The 13,976-nt window shown below is 51.4% G+C and carries 13 protein-coding genes and 1 riboswitch; of the genes, 8 read left to right on the top strand and 5 right to left on the bottom strand.

Annotation, left to right across the window (positions count from 1 at the left end; all coding sequences use genetic code 11):
• Positions 1–77: 77 nt before the first annotated feature.
• The 5 genes from apbC (at position 78) to OGY07_RS09400 (ending at position 6,446) form a co-directional block, all read left to right on the top strand.
• Positions 78–1,187 carry an iron-sulfur cluster carrier protein ApbC gene (apbC, locus tag OGY07_RS09380; RefSeq protein WP_286600139.1) on the top strand — a complete coding sequence of 370 codons (1,110 nt, stop codon included), beginning with the start codon at positions 78–80 and terminating at the stop codon, positions 1,185–1,187.
• A gap of 436 nt (positions 1,188–1,623) precedes the next feature.
• Positions 1,624–2,157: a fimbrial protein YehD gene (yehD, locus tag OGY07_RS09385; protein WP_042284416.1), complete on the top strand. Its 534-nt coding sequence runs from the start codon at positions 1,624–1,626 to the stop codon at positions 2,155–2,157.
• A 55-nt stretch (positions 2,158–2,212) separates the two neighbouring features.
• On the top strand, positions 2,213–2,893 hold the full coding sequence (locus OGY07_RS09390; RefSeq protein WP_286600142.1) for a fimbrial assembly chaperone: 681 nt from the start codon (positions 2,213–2,215) through the stop codon (positions 2,891–2,893).
• Positions 2,894–2,921: 28 nt separating this feature from the next.
• The gene (locus OGY07_RS09395) at positions 2,922–5,408 is read left to right on the top strand and encodes a fimbrial biogenesis outer membrane usher protein (RefSeq protein ID WP_042284410.1); all 2,487 of its coding nucleotides are present in this window, start codon (positions 2,922–2,924) and stop codon (positions 5,406–5,408) included.
• Between the two features lie 15 nt (positions 5,409–5,423).
• Complete coding sequence (locus tag OGY07_RS09400; protein ID WP_286600145.1) at positions 5,424–6,446, top strand: fimbrial protein; 1,023 nt, start codon at positions 5,424–5,426, stop codon at positions 6,444–6,446.
• A 43-nt stretch (positions 6,447–6,489) separates the two neighbouring features.
• Here OGY07_RS09400 and rcnB read toward each other — a convergent pair whose 3' ends face one another.
• Both rcnB and OGY07_RS09410 read right to left on the bottom strand, forming a co-directional pair.
• Positions 6,490–6,822, bottom strand: coding sequence for a Ni(II)/Co(II) efflux transporter accessory subunit RcnB (gene rcnB, locus OGY07_RS09405; RefSeq protein ID WP_042284405.1), 333 nt, complete (start codon positions 6,820–6,822; stop codon positions 6,490–6,492).
• 243 nt (positions 6,823–7,065) lie between these two features.
• Positions 7,066–7,461: a hypothetical protein gene (locus OGY07_RS09410; protein WP_286600147.1), complete on the bottom strand. Its 396-nt coding sequence runs from the start codon at positions 7,459–7,461 to the stop codon at positions 7,066–7,068.
• A gap of 499 nt (positions 7,462–7,960) precedes the next feature.
• Positions 7,961–8,057: riboswitch (TPP riboswitch) on the top strand.
• Between the two features lie 31 nt (positions 8,058–8,088).
• Here OGY07_RS09410 and thiM point away from each other — a divergent pair.
• From thiM to OGY07_RS09425, 3 genes are read left to right on the top strand one after another with little or no spacing between them, the layout of a single operon-like run.
• Positions 8,089–8,877: a hydroxyethylthiazole kinase gene (thiM, locus tag OGY07_RS09415; protein WP_286600148.1), complete on the top strand. Its 789-nt coding sequence runs from the start codon at positions 8,089–8,091 to the stop codon at positions 8,875–8,877.
• Positions 8,874–9,674: a bifunctional hydroxymethylpyrimidine kinase/phosphomethylpyrimidine kinase gene (gene thiD / locus OGY07_RS09420; protein WP_199956712.1), complete on the top strand. Its 801-nt coding sequence runs from the start codon at positions 8,874–8,876 to the stop codon at positions 9,672–9,674. Before thiM ends, thiD begins: the two co-directional genes overlap by 4 nt.
• A 41-nt stretch (positions 9,675–9,715) precedes the next feature.
• On the top strand, positions 9,716–10,462 hold the full coding sequence (locus OGY07_RS09425) for a GntR family transcriptional regulator (protein WP_042284394.1): 747 nt from the start codon (positions 9,716–9,718) through the stop codon (positions 10,460–10,462).
• A 69-nt stretch (positions 10,463–10,531) separates the two neighbouring features.
• On the opposite strand, the gene OGY07_RS09430 is transcribed toward OGY07_RS09425, so the two are convergent.
• The 3 genes from OGY07_RS09430 to OGY07_RS09440 are packed head-to-tail and all read right to left on the bottom strand — an operon-like array spanning position 10,532 to position 13,763.
• Positions 10,532–11,494, bottom strand: a complete 963-nt coding sequence (locus tag OGY07_RS09430; RefSeq protein ID WP_286600153.1) for a PfkB family carbohydrate kinase — start codon at positions 11,492–11,494, stop codon at positions 10,532–10,534.
• Positions 11,491–12,495: an ADP-ribosylglycohydrolase family protein gene (locus OGY07_RS09435; protein ID WP_286600155.1), complete on the bottom strand. Its 1,005-nt coding sequence runs from the start codon at positions 12,493–12,495 to the stop codon at positions 11,491–11,493. Before OGY07_RS09435 ends, OGY07_RS09430 begins: the two co-directional genes overlap by 4 nt.
• Complete coding sequence (locus OGY07_RS09440) at positions 12,492–13,763, bottom strand: nucleoside permease (RefSeq protein WP_181823253.1); 1,272 nt, start codon at positions 13,761–13,763, stop codon at positions 12,492–12,494. Before OGY07_RS09440 ends, OGY07_RS09435 begins: the two co-directional genes overlap by 4 nt.
• Positions 13,764–13,976 lie beyond the last annotated feature (213 nt).

Genomic DNA, 13,976 nt, shown 5'->3' on the forward strand with positions numbered 1-13,976 from the left:
TAAATGATTAATCATTATCGCTGGAGTACACTAGGTCGCTACACTTGTACTTTTCAGAACAACAAAAAGGAGTCGGGATGAACGCACAATCCCAGGCCAAATCACCAGAGACCCTGCGCGCGATGGTCGCCGGGACGCTGGCGAATTTTCAGCACCCCACTTTGAAGCATAATCTGACGACCCTGAAAGCGCTGCACCATGTCGCGTGGATGGATGACACGCTGCACGTTGAGCTGGTGATGCCATTCGTCTGGCATAGCGCGTTTGAGGCGCTAAAAGAGCAATGCAGCGCTGATCTGCTGCGTATCACGGGTGCGAAAGCGATTGACTGGAAACTGTCGCATAACATCGCCACCCTGAAGCGGGTGAAAAATCAGCCGGGCGTGAACGGGGTGAAAAATATCATCGCGGTCAGTTCCGGGAAGGGCGGGGTCGGTAAGTCTTCTACCGCGGTTAACCTGGCGCTGGCATTAGCGGCGGAAGGGGCAAAAGTCGGTATTCTTGACGCCGATATCTATGGCCCGTCGATCCCCACCATGCTGGGGGCGGAAAATCAGCGCCCGACGTCGCCGGATGGAACCCATATGGCGCCGATTATGTCGCATGGCCTGGCAACCAATTCCATTGGCTATCTGGTAACCGACGATAACGCGATGGTGTGGCGCGGCCCGATGGCCAGCAAAGCGCTGTTGCAGATGCTGCAGGAGACGCTGTGGCCGGATCTGGATTACCTGGTACTGGATATGCCGCCGGGCACCGGTGACATTCAGCTGACGCTGGCGCAGAACATCCCGGTAACCGGTGCTGTGGTGGTGACCACGCCGCAGGATATCGCGCTGATCGACGCCAAAAAAGGCATCGTCATGTTTGAAAAAGTCGAGGTGCCGATACTCGGTATCGTCGAAAATATGAGCATGCACATTTGCAGCAACTGCGACCACCATGAGCCTATCTTTGGTACTGGCGGCGCGGAGAAGCTGGCTGCGCAATATCACACCCAACTGCTGGGGCAGATGCCGCTGCATATTAGCCTGCGCGAAGACCTTGACCGCGGTACCCCAACGGTAACCAGCCGTCCGGAAAGCGAATTTACCGCAATGTACCGTGCGCTGGCGGGACGTGTTGCCGCGCAATTGTACTGGCAGGGGGAAGTGATCCCCGGAGAAATCGCCTTCCGCGCCGTGTAATACCGCCTGACCGCCTGACATGGAAACGTTCACCGCATCAGTGCTATATTGATGTGGTGAATAATTTGAGTGGTTCACTTCAGGTAAATTCCCCTCGCGCCTTCCCTTTGGCGTTGACCGCAAAAACAACGCGTTCTTTACTCACCCTGAATAACGTTATATTTACGCCTGTAACGTAATACAGATCATTTAAATGAATGATTTGTATTTTTATATTCCTCAATAAAATAAAAAGCCTCTTAAATGCGTATTAATTCATTAATTCTAAATATACGTTTAAGCTTAATTCATTTGTTGCAATTATATTGCACAATGTAAATTGTTTTAAATCAATAAAACAACATGTTCACATTGCGATAACTTTCTGAGAGTGTAAATTTCACTGCGTTGGAAACACACTGTAATAAACGGAAATATCTTTAATAGGGAAAAGACTATGAACAATTCTATTATTGCTGCTGCAGTACTGTCGGGTATTTTTATGAGTGCAGGGGCGTTTGCTGCAAATGAAGATATGGGGGAATTAAAAATCAAAGGCGAAATTGTGGGTACATCCTGTACTTTCGAAGGAGAAAATAACGCGACTATTGAACTGTCCCAGGTCGGTGCCGACAGATTAACGGGTTTAAACGCAGGTGACGTTTACAGCGGATATACAAGCCCGGAAGTTAGCTTACAAGTTAAATGTGCAGATAATAATAATCCGCGTATTAGTTTTAACCCTTCACAGTTTGTGGATGGGTTAAAGGTGACCAGAAATAACGCCGACGATAATGGGGCCGGTTTCGCGGTTTATCTTAATGGGAGCCAGGTAAAACCCGATGAAGCGGGTAATTTCCCTCTCAACAAAGATGATGCTGTCAATGGCGTTTATACTATGAAATTTTTTGCCCGCTATGCGGCGGTGACAACGAGTGTCACTCCCGGCCCTGTTGAATCCGTTCTGACGATGACAGTCCTGACCGACTAAATATTTTGGGCGGCTAAATTTAGCCGCCTGCCTTACATGTAAAAGGTTAACTGCCATGAAAAGAATTATAGCGTTATGGCTGGTCTGCGCCGCTATGCCAGCGTGGAGCGGCATTTATATTTATGGAACACGCGTTATTTATCCCGCACAGAATAAAGATATTACAGTGCAATTAATGAATGATGACAAGCGAAGCGCTCTGATTCAGGCATGGATAGATGATGGCGATACCAGTCTGCCGCCGGAGAAAATACATGTTCCCTTTATGGTGACGCCGCCCGTCATCAGGGTCGCGACCAATTCAGGTCAGCAGCTGAAAATTAAGCAGCTTGCTCATCATTTACCGTCGGATCGTGAGAGTATGTTCTATCTGAACGTTCTGGATATTCCTCCAAACTCAGAAAGCAGCAAAGATAAAAATGTCATTAAATTTGCTTTGCAAAACCGAATAAAATTAATTTACCGACCACAAGGTATCAGGAGAGTTGATAAAAATACGTTTTCTCGCTTGCAGATTATCCGTACGCATACCGGGATAAAGCTAAAAAATAATTCAGCGAATTGGATTACCATTCCGGAAATTAAAGCGAAAGATAAAGTCAACAAACAAACGCTGCTGCTTGCCCCAGGAACGTCCCAGGCAATAACTTGCACGTCAATTGCGAATGACTTTACCGTGACGTTAATCGATGATTCAGGAAATTATTTGAGTGAATCAATAAAAGCAATAAATTAAAAATGGAAATAACATCTAAGGATAGGTAATGGAAAAGTTTAACACCATCACTCTGTCGATACTTTCAGCATTGCTCATTTCGCCCGCGTGGGCAGAAGAAGAATCATTCGATACGCATTTTATGTTCGGCGGAATAAAAGGCGAAAAAGTATCCCGATATCAGATCGACAGTAATAAACCTATGGCCGGGGTCTATGAGATGGATGTCTATGTCAATAAAGAGTGGCGCGGTACTTATAATATTGACATTCAGGATAAGACGGAAAATACCTGCATTCACCGGGAACTGATCGCCAGCCTGGGAATCAAATATCCGTCTCCAGTTGAAAGTTTAAGAAACGACTGCGTTCCTCTCAATAGTGTGGTGCAAGGTGGTAGCGTATTCTATGATACGGGTTCTTTTAACCTTTATCTTAGTGTGCCGCAGGCGTTTGTGCTGGAATATGAAGCTGGGTATTCGCCGCCGGAAACATGGGATCGCGGGATTAACGCTTTTTATACCTCTTACTATGCCAGTGAATATTATAGCCATTATAAAAAGGGTGGCAGCGAGAAAAATACGTACGCGAACTTTGTCAGTGGGGTAAATCTACTGGGCTGGCAATTACATTCAAACGCGAATTTTTCCAAAAACGAGAACGCGAAAGGCAAATGGCAAAGCAATACCTTATATCTGGAGCGTGATTTCCCTTCGGTGATGGGAACGATGCGAATTGGCGAGCAGTACAGCAGCGGGGATATGTTCGAAACGGTACGCTTTCGCGGCGTGCGCTTCTGGCGGGATATGCAGATGTTGCCGCATTCTAAGCAAAATTTCGCTCCGGTTGTACGTGGTGTAGCGCAAAGCAATGCATTGGTAACGATTGAGCAAAACGGCTTTATTGTCTATCAAAAAGAAGTGCCCCCGGGGCCTTTTATGTTTGAGGATCTTCAGCTCGCCGGGGGCGGCGCCGATCTTGACGTGAGCGTTAAAGAGACAAATGGTTCCGTTTCTCGTTATATTGTTCCTTATTCTTCGGTTACCAATATGGTTCAACCAGGCGTGGCGAAGTATGAATTTGTCGCCGGGAAAAGTGATATTGAGGGAGCATCCGAGCAAACCGATTTTTTGCAAGGAACCTACCAGTACGGGATCAATAACCTGTTGACGCTATATGGCGGAACAATACTTGCCAACGATTATCGCTCGTTCACCCTTGGGTCAGGGTGGAATACATTTATTGGTGCGGTCTCTGTCGACGGAACACTCTCGTATAGCAAGCAGGACAATGGCGATGCATTGGACGGGCAAAGCTACCAGGTCGCCTGGAATAAATATTTACCGCAGTCGGCTACCCATTTTTCTCTTGCGGCTTATCGTTATTCATCACGTAACTATCGGTCTTTTAACGATCATATTTGGGCCAATAATCGGGATCATTATCAACGTGATGAGGATGATATATATGATATTGCAGACTATTACAAAAATGATTTTGGGCGTAAAAATACGTTCACGCTCAATATCAACCAGTCTTTGCCGGATGGCTGGGGTTATTTTACCGCCAGCGCGTTATGGCGAGACTATTGGGGACGTAGCGGTAGTGGAAAGGACTACCAGTTAAGTTACAGCACCGCATGGCAACGCGTGAGCTTTACCTTATCCGCCACTCAGACGTATGACAGTAACAACCGGGAAGACAAACGTTTTAATCTCTATTTCTCAGTCCCTTTTTCGTGGGGAGAAGCGGGGTCTGGCGTGCATCGCGAAAGCCATTTTTCGAATTCCACCACCTTTGACGAAAAAGGTTATGCGTCGAATAACGCCAGCTTAAGTGGTACCTTTGGCCAACGCGATCAGTTTAATTACACCACGAATCTAAGCAATCAGCGGCAGGAGCACCAAACGACATTTGGCGGAGCGCTAACCTGGAATACACCGTTAGCGACCGTCGCAGGCAGTTATAGCCAGTCCAGTCATTATCATCAGGTTGGCGGTAATATCCAGGGGGGGCTAGTGGCCTGGTCCGACGGCGTCCATTTAGCGCCGCGTCTTAATGATACTATTGCGATTATTAAGGCGCCGCACCTTAACGATGCGACCGTGCAGGGACGATCATATTTACGCACCAATGCGAAGGGTTACGCTGTCTATGAAGCATTAACCCCCTATCGGCAAAATTTCATTTCACTGGACGTCTCTGATACTGACAGTGAGGTCGCCCTGGTGGGTAACCGGAAAGTCACTGTACCTTACCGTGGGGCAGTCGTGTTAATGGTATTTGATACGGAAAAAAGTAAACCGTTTTATTTTCAGGCCCGGCGTCTAAATGGCGAACCGTTACCCTTTGGGTATGAGGTTGAAGATCATCACGGAAATAATGTTGGGCTGGTAGGTCAGGGAAGCCGGATATTCATTCGTACTGAAACCGTCCCCTCGTGGGTTAAAATCGCTACAGATAAACAACAAGGTCTTTTCTGTCAGATCACATTTGATAAGCAGATAGATGAAAACAACATTTATATTTGTCGTTAATACTCAGGTGATGCTATGAAAAGACTGTTATTTTTGTTTATGTTGTCGTTATTGTCTCAGTTTGGTTATGCAGCATGCAGTGCGACAATAACGAATGCCAAAGATTATACTATTATTTCCGATAGCCTGATGCTGGGCGGTGAGGAGACAGTTATTATTGCTAACACTTTTACTGATACTAACTGTACTGGTAATGATACCGTCTCTAAATTAGAAGTGTCTGAGCATATTATAGGCATGGGTCCAAATGATAGCGTTAAATTGAAAGTGAAAGTGGAATGGCAAAGCAGTGCTTCGATAAGTATGCGTAACAAAAATGGTGTAATCGATTCGCCTTTTAAAATTACGCTATCTGAAATAAATACCACGGAAGCTGTGACGTATTCTGCGCAGGGGGGGTACTCTGCCACAATAGATAATATCGCCGTATTGTCAGGTGCAACAAATCAAAGGAGCTTAGGGGAATGGGTAGTCATCGGTTTACGGTACCTTGCGTGTCTGGGTAATCGTGAGTGTATAGCCGGAATTTTAGCTTCGCTGAATGGACAGGGAGTTTATAAGTCTAATTTAACAATAACGTATCATCGGAAAGAAACCACCTGTGCCCCGCAAAATTTAACTATTTCGTTGGATCCGATCCCTGTAACCAAACTTCGTACTAAAGGAGAAGTGAATGATTTTATGCAACAAGGCGATATTCTCTTAGACTGTAAAAACCAGGTGCGTAACGCTGCGTTGGCATCCCGGCAGATTTCCGTCAATCTGCGAAGCGACTTTGTCTGGGATGAAAATGAAGCAGTACTGACCCCCGATACAGAAAACGGGGTAGGATTTATACTCAGGGATGCCGGTCATCAACCGCTCAAAATAAATAAAGGGACCACACTAAACAGTACGTTCAAAACGTTTAGCAAAGGCAGCGCCGTCAACGCGGTAGAATCCATTCCTGTTTTTGCCACCTACTACGTAATTGATCCCAAAAAAGTTAAAGCAGGCGCCTTGCAATCCAAAGCGTTAATCATTGTGACTTATAACTGAGCATCTTCTTGCCGCACTCTCCTGGAGGAGAGTGCGTATAGCGTCACCGATGATAAAAAATTTCGCCGTCGTAGGCTTTGATGATCTTACCGTCAGCGTCGTTGATCAGCACATACGCGCCACCCATGTAGGTCCAGTGGGTTCCGGCATCGGGCGCGGGCAGATTACGTAATTTCCACTGTTTGATGTTGTACTCATCGGTGCGGTACATCTCGGGAACCGTATCGCCGGGTTTAAAATGGGTGAAGTCAGCCACGAAGCTGCTGAGCTCATATTGATCAATCCCCTTTGCGGCGACGGTTGTAGCAGGTGCGGCCCAGACCGCGCTGGAAGCGAGCAGCAATGCGCCCAGCAACATAGTATTTTTTATACCCATACACACTCCACTCTTCGGGTTATCCATCAAGGTCGTACATGATTCAACCGCAGAGCCAGGTCAGGCAAGCGCCTTTTTGTGAGATTCCCGGCTTTTGAGTAAAAATTGTAACCTTCCTCTCCGGCGTTTCACAAACAGAGATTACTTCCGCCGCATCTCATTGCGACATGAGATATGTCTTATCTGAACAGACTGACTGGAGGAAAGCGTTCGAGGAAAACCCCGCGCCGGGCGGGGGGATGGTTATTTCTGTACCACCTGAAGGATACCGTGTACGCGGCTATGCGCTTTAGTGTAAGAGGCCGTTTCAACCCCTTCATCATTAAGCGTGATGGAGAGTATATATCCGTTACCGCTGACTTCGTAGTAAGCGGCATTGACGCGTTTGACGGTCGCTTTTTTGTGATTAATATGCGCAACGGTAAATCCGTTGTTAATACTGGCGTTAATCCCCGGCCCGCTGAATTCTGCCATTCGCAATGGATCGGCAACATGACTGGCGTTTGCTGCCTGTGCATGTTGCGCTATATCGTTAACATTTTTTTGCCCACCGTGTTTTGCCATGCTGTCAGCTGGCGACGCACATGCCGCCAGCGCGACGACAACAGGAATCAGACATAACCTCGTTACGTTTTTCACATCATCACCATTATATTTAACCCCATACACAAAAGCTTAGTCGCTGGGCGTACATCGCCCCGGCGAAAAAGCCACAAAGCAGAAACAGAAAATACATACTGACCTGCAAAATTAAAAATTTTAAGTCTTTCAAGGTAATTAACGTACACGTTGGCCAGACTGAATTTGGAGTCAAGCGTGGAATGAGAGAGACATTGTATTAATGTCAGCAATCGGCCTGTTGAATATAAAGACTATGTTTTAAATAAGCCCGCATGACGTTGATGCAGATCATATGAAATGCCTCCTGGAAAATAAATGCCAAAAAATAAAATGATGACATTACGTTAATGTGGCGATTGCGTAAATAATTAGCGTGGGTTATTTGAAAACAGGAGGCGGCGTCGGGGAAAATAATCTGATATAAGGTGATCCTTATCCTTCCTGCCTCCAGTTTAAAACCATCTTGCAAAGCGCAGAGGCTTACCTTACCCTTTTAACCTTGCATAACGCATTTATGCACATTGACTCGGGGTGCCCTTCCACGCGAAGGCTGAGAAATACCCGTACCACCTGATCTGGATAATGCCAGCGTAGGGAAGTCAGACACTGCTCGTGTCCCTTCTTCGCGCGGGCAGGAGCGTAACTATGCAGCCTGACCTGCTCAGCCCCGCACTTGCGGTGCGTACTCTGCAACATTTTCGACAACACTCTCCGTTAACCCATTGCATGACCAATGATGTGGTTCAGAGCTTTACCGCCAATACCCTGCTGGCGCTCGGCGCTTCCCCCGCGATGGTGATTGAAGCTGACGAAGCGTGTCAGTTCGCCGCGATTGCCAGCGCGCTGTTGATCAACGTCGGCACGCTAACCCAGCCGCGCGCAGTAGCGATGCGGACGGCGGTTGAACGGGCGAACAGCGCGCATACGCCGTGGGCGCTCGACCCCGTCGCGGTGGGAGCGCTCGACTATCGCCGTGAGTTCTGCCTGGACATATTGAACCTGAAACCCGCCGCCATTCGCGGCAATGCCTCTGAAATTCTCGCCTTAGCCGGTGAGCGAGCCGGCGGTCGCGGTGTGGATACCACCGACGCTGCCGCCGCTGCGTTGCCCGCGGCGAAGCGGCTGGCCGTACGGGTGGGGGCCGTTGTCGTGGTCACCGGGGAAATAGATTATGTCACCGATGGCGAACGTACCCTGATCGTCGTCGGCGGCGATCCGTTAATGACCCGCGTTGTGGGCACCGGCTGCGCGCTCTCGGCAGCAGTGGCGGCTGTCTGCGCGCTGCCGGGCAGTCGGACAGAAAATGTCGCATCCGCCTGCTGGTGGATGAAACGCGCCGGACAACGTGCCAGCGAAGTCTGTCGCGGTCCGGGGAGTTTTATCCCGGCATTCCTCGACGCGCTGTATCAACTCGACCAGGAGGCGCTGGCATGAAACGGATCAACGCATTAACTATCGCCGGGACGGACCCCAGCGGCGGCGCGGGCATTCAGGCCGATCTGAAAACCTTTTCTGCGCTTGGCGCGTATGGTTGCTCGGTCATCACCGCGCTGGTGGCGCAAAACACCCGTGGCGTGCAGTCGGTTTATCGTATTGAGCCTGATTTTGTCGCCGCACAGCTGGACTCGGTGTTCAGCGATGTGCGTATCGATACCACCAAAATCGGTATGCTCGCCGAAACCGATATTGTGGAAGCGGTAGCTGAACGTCTGCGGCGCCATCAGGTGAAAAATGTGGTGCTGGATACGGTTATGCTGGCGAAAAGCGGCGATCCGCTGCTATCGCCTTCGGCTGTCGCCACCCTGCGGACGCGTTTACTGCCCCAGGTTTCGCTGATTACGCCCAATCTGCCCGAGGCCGCGGCGCTTCTGTCATGTCCGCATGCCCGTACGGAAAAAGAGATGCTGGAGCAGGGACGTGCGTTGTTGGCGCTGGGATGTGGCGCGGTGCTGATGAAGGGCGGACATCTGGACGATACGCAAAGCCCGGACTGGCTGTTTACGCCGACGGGCGAGCAGCGTTTTACCGCGCCGCGGGTGATGACCAAAAATACCCACGGTACGGGCTGTACGCTCTCTGCAGCGCTCGCGGCGCTGCGCCCGCGCCATGCCGACTGGACCGAAACGGTGCAGGAGGCGAAAAGTTGGCTTTCTGCGGCGCTGGCCCAGGCAGATACGCTGGAGGTTGGGGAGGGGATTGGACCGGTTCATCATTTCCATGCCTGGTGGTAGCGTATATACTGGCAAAAGACTTGCTGTCAGGAAAAACGTCCATGGAACAAGCGCATACCCGGCTTATCGCACAGCTCAACGAACGTATCGCAGCGGTGGACAATACACCGTTGTACATTAAGTTCGCCGAAACGGTAAAAAACGCCGTGCGCAGCGGCGTGCTGGAGCATGGCAATATTCTGCCCGGCGAGCGCGATTTGAGTCAGTTGACCGGCGTCTCGCGCATAACGGTGCGCAAGGCGATGCAGGCGCTTGAGGATGAAGGCGTGGTGACGCGCGCGCGTGGGTACGGTACGCAAATTAACAACATTTTTGAGTACTCCCTGAAAGAGGCGCGCGGTTTCTCTCAGCAGGTGGTCCTGCGCGGGAAAAAACCGGACACCCTGTGGGTCAACAAGCGGGTGGTAAAATGCCCGGATGACGTGGCGCAACAGCTGGCGGTCGAAACCGGAAGCGACGTCTTTTTACTTAAGCGGATCCGCTATGTTGATGAAGAGGCGGTATCCATCGAGGAATCCTGGGTGCCTGCGCATCTTATTCATGATGCGGATGATATCGGCGTATCATTATATGATTATTTCCGTAGTCAGCATATTCATCCGCAGCGAACCCGTTCACGGGTGAGCGCAAAAATGCCGGACGCCGAATTCCAGTCGCATATTCAGCTGGATGCTAAAATCCCCGTGCTGGTCATTAAACAGGTCGCGCTCGACCAGCAGCAGCGGCCCATTGAGTACAGTATTAGCTATTGCCGTAGCGATTTATATGTCTTTGTTTGTGAGGAGTAGCGCTTTTGCAGACCGGTCGTCTGCATGAGGCAAAAGCCGCACTGGTTTGCGCCGATGCGGCTGTATGATTTATCTCTTGAGCGAAACCAGCAGCTGTTCACGGAACGGCGCACAGTCGCCGCCCCGGTGTCCCACGACCCACGACGCGACGGCGTTACCAAGCAGCACCGCGTCCGCAACTGACCAGCCAGAGGCCAGACCGGCCAGCAATCCCCCGGCATGACTGTCGCCCGCGCCAATGGTATCAACCACCGTTGTCGGGAAGGCGGGGACGCAGCCAGCGGCATCGTCAGTGAAATACCATGCTCCGTCTTTGTCATGACGCACTACCAGTGGCGCAGCGAAACGCCTGACCCATTCTGTGCCAAATGTCCGGATTTCCTTGCTTAGCGTAAAGCGATCGCTGACGATGTCCGCCTCCTGGCGATTAAGCGACACCAGCGGACGACAGGCCAGAATACGGGCCATCAGCGCATCGGGGATATCGCCAATCCGCGGACCAAAATCGATAACGGGCGTCACGTCCGTGAGGTTTTCAAGCCAGTGCGCCAGTAATTCGCCGCACGGCGACGCAAGTTGATAGCCGGACAGATAAATCAGGCTACCTCGCGGCACCGAGAGCTGAGCCAGCCAGTCGGCGTTCCAGGCATTTTCTACGCCGCTAAAAGACATAAAGGTGCGTTCACCGTCCGGCTCAACCAGGGCCAGACACCAGCCGTTATCACCCTGAGCATGATCAATCGGGCTATATAAGCCCTCTTTCGCCATCCGGTTGCGGATAATCTCCGCCCATACGCCCTGGCCGAGCGGCAGAGCATTGGTCGCCGTAATCCCAAGGCGCTTTAGCGCGACGGCGATGTTTAGCGCGCAGCCGCCGACGTTAACGCTTTGCTGCTTAAGCTCGATGTCGCAGCCGCGCCAGGGCAGAGCGTAAGCGTCGGCGATAACATCGATGACCGCCGCGCCGACTACCGTGACCGGCTGGCGGGAGTCGAGATCCGCAAGCATCCCGTACAGGCGTGAAGCGTTCATATTCCCTCCCGTCGCTGACGCAGACGCGCCAGCTCCGTAGCATAGCGGGTGAAATCGAGGCGGTTCACCGTATCCAGCTCTCGTTTCAGTGTGGAATCGATGGCATCAATGCCGTGCAGCGCGCCGCAAATGGCGGTCGCCATCGCGCCGATGGTATCGGTATCGCCGCCCAGGTTAGCGCAAAGTATCGCGCAGCGGTTCGGATCGGTCTGCGCCAGCTCGACCATAGCGATGGCGCAGGCGACCGACTCCAGCGTGCTGGTGCCCGCGCCCACGATCTGATACAGCTGTTCACTGGCGGCTTCAGGGCCATCGGCCTGGCGAACGATTTTTAACGCCAATTCCAGCCGTGCAGCCAGCGAGGCGCTGAAAGTGGTGATGCGTTTTTCCTGAGCGTGTCGGGCAATGGCGGGCAGTGATGCCACGATGTCGGACCACGCGTCGCCGTCTACCGCCCGGGAAATGGCCCAGGCCACCACTACCGCGCCGGCAATGGCCAGATCCGACTTGTGGGTGGGGCTGGACGCCAGCGCCACGTCATCAATAAAGGCGCCGAGATCGCGCGGCGGCAACAGGCATCCCAACGGCGACACGCGCATCGCCGCGCCGTTAGTGACGCCGTTGTTTTCCAGTTCCGCTACCGGTTTACCGTTGCGTATGGCGTTAAGTGCAATCTTCGACGTCGGCCCGAGAACATTTTTATTGAAAGCGTCAAAGCCCTGCGCCCAGTCGAGAATCGTGTGGCCAATCAGGTCGGGATCAATGTCGCCGTCGCGCGCCAGTAGCGCATCTGCCAGACAGAGCGCCATCGAAGTATCATCGGTAAACTCCGCACGCTTAAAATAACAGGCCGCGCTGTTCTCCTGCGGACCTGGCAGAAAGCGGTCGATCCAACCGAAGTGCGCTTTCACGCGGCTTCTCGGCCACAGCTCAGAGGGCATCCCCATCGCATCCCCTAACGCCTGCCCGTAAAGAGCACCGAGAATACGCTCTGCTTTCATTTTACTTCTCCTTGTGTCAACGCAGAATCGCGAACCTCAATAGCGGTGATCTCTTTGTCTGATTCGCGAAAGAAAATCATAAACAGTACGGCAATGACAGCGATCATCACCGCGCCGAACGTCCACATTCCCGCCCAGTTGAAGGTGAGACCGTTAACCGGTTCCTGATAAGCAAACATTTTTTCCATCATCACGCCGCCAAGACGATAGCCCAGCAGGCTGCCGAAGCCCTGACAGCACAGGGTGATCAGTCCCTGGGCCGCGGTGCGCATATGCACTGGCGCTTTTTTATCCACGTAGATATAGGCGGTCACGTAGTAGAAGTCGTAACTGACGCCGTGCAGCAAAATGCCAAGAAACAGCAACGCATAGGTGAAGTATTCTTCTGCGCCGCCGTAGATAAAGAACGCGTACCGGATCGCCGCGGTGATAAGACCAAGCAATAATACCTTCTTAATACCAAAGCGTTTAGTGAAAAACGGCAGCGCCAGCATAAAGAAGATTTCGGAGAACTGACCGAGCGTCATCCAGCCGGTGGCGTTTTTCATGCCGACTTCCGTCAGATACCCGTTGGCGAAGATGTAATAAAACGCCAGCGGCATCGCGAACAAAAACGAACAGAAGAAAAAAACGAGGAAGTTGCGGTCGCGCAGCAGGATCAGCGCGTCCAGCCCGAGCATGACCCGGAAGTCCATTTTCCCTGTGCTTTTTGGCGGGGTGTCCGGCAAAAAGAAAGCGAACACGCCCAGCAGCGCGGAACTGGCGGCGGTAATCAGCAACGGAATATTGGTCGGCGAGATATCGTTATAACCCAGCATCTGCGGCAGAAACCCGCAGGCAAGACCCGACGCAATCCAGCCAATCGTCCCCATTACGCGGATGCGCGGAAAATCACGTTCCACGTCCGGCACGTTGGCGAAAGCGATACTGTTGGTCAGGGCGATAGTGGGCATATAGGTCAGCGAATAGGCCAGCAGCAACGGAAAGAACCCGGCAAAGGTCGTTTGTCGGGCGGCAAAATACATCAGCGCCGCGCCTGCGAACATCAGCACAGCGAGCACCTTTTGCGCCGAGAAAAAGCGGTCGGTCAGCGAACCCACAAGGATCGGCGAGAGGATCGCCGCTATCGCCGTACAGGCGTAAGACCAGCCAATCTCACCGGCAGTAAAGCCGCTTTTGCTTAACCAGAGCCACAGCGGAACGAACCAGGCCCCCCAGATAAACCACTCAACGAACATCATGAATGACAGTTTCACTGTAGTTTTCATCATTAAATCCTTCATGACAGGTAAGGTACGTCATGACAGTACCATTAAATAATACCTTTAAAATACCTTTGCGGCGAAATCTTGACCGTCATAACACTTTTTCGTCAGTGAATCGTGCCAGCAGATAGCGCTGAAAAGTGCGCTGAAAATGGAAAAAATGGCCGGTCGGTACCAGGCTTAATGCTGCCCGCAAAAGCGGGTCAGGGCAATCCA

The organism is Citrobacter sp. Cs237 (assembly GCF_030332325.1).
GTDB lineage: Bacteria > Pseudomonadota > Gammaproteobacteria > Enterobacterales > Enterobacteriaceae > Citrobacter_A > Citrobacter_A sedlakii.

Coding starts and splice junctions, on each gene's coding strand:
- OGY07_RS09430 (WP_286600153.1), bottom strand. CDS start 11,494: ATGAACGCTTCACGCCTGTACGGGATGCTTGCGGATCTCGACTCCCGC.
- OGY07_RS09425 (WP_042284394.1), top strand. CDS start 9,716: ATGGAACAAGCGCATACCCGGCTTATCGCACAGCTCAACGAACGTATC.
- apbC (WP_286600139.1), top strand. CDS start 78: ATGAACGCACAATCCCAGGCCAAATCACCAGAGACCCTGCGCGCGATG.
- yehD (WP_042284416.1), top strand. CDS start 1,624: ATGAACAATTCTATTATTGCTGCTGCAGTACTGTCGGGTATTTTTATG.
- rcnB (WP_042284405.1), bottom strand. CDS start 6,822: ATGGGTATAAAAAATACTATGTTGCTGGGCGCATTGCTGCTCGCTTCC.
- OGY07_RS09395 (WP_042284410.1), top strand. CDS start 2,922: ATGGAAAAGTTTAACACCATCACTCTGTCGATACTTTCAGCATTGCTC.
- thiM (WP_286600148.1), top strand. CDS start 8,089: ATGCAGCCTGACCTGCTCAGCCCCGCACTTGCGGTGCGTACTCTGCAA.
- OGY07_RS09390 (WP_286600142.1), top strand. CDS start 2,213: ATGAAAAGAATTATAGCGTTATGGCTGGTCTGCGCCGCTATGCCAGCG.
- OGY07_RS09440 (WP_181823253.1), bottom strand. CDS start 13,763: ATGAAAACTACAGTGAAACTGTCATTCATGATGTTCGTTGAGTGGTTT.
- OGY07_RS09400 (WP_286600145.1), top strand. CDS start 5,424: ATGAAAAGACTGTTATTTTTGTTTATGTTGTCGTTATTGTCTCAGTTT.
- thiD (WP_199956712.1), top strand. CDS start 8,874: ATGAAACGGATCAACGCATTAACTATCGCCGGGACGGACCCCAGCGGC.
- OGY07_RS09435 (WP_286600155.1), bottom strand. CDS start 12,495: ATGAAAGCAGAGCGTATTCTCGGTGCTCTTTACGGGCAGGCGTTAGGG.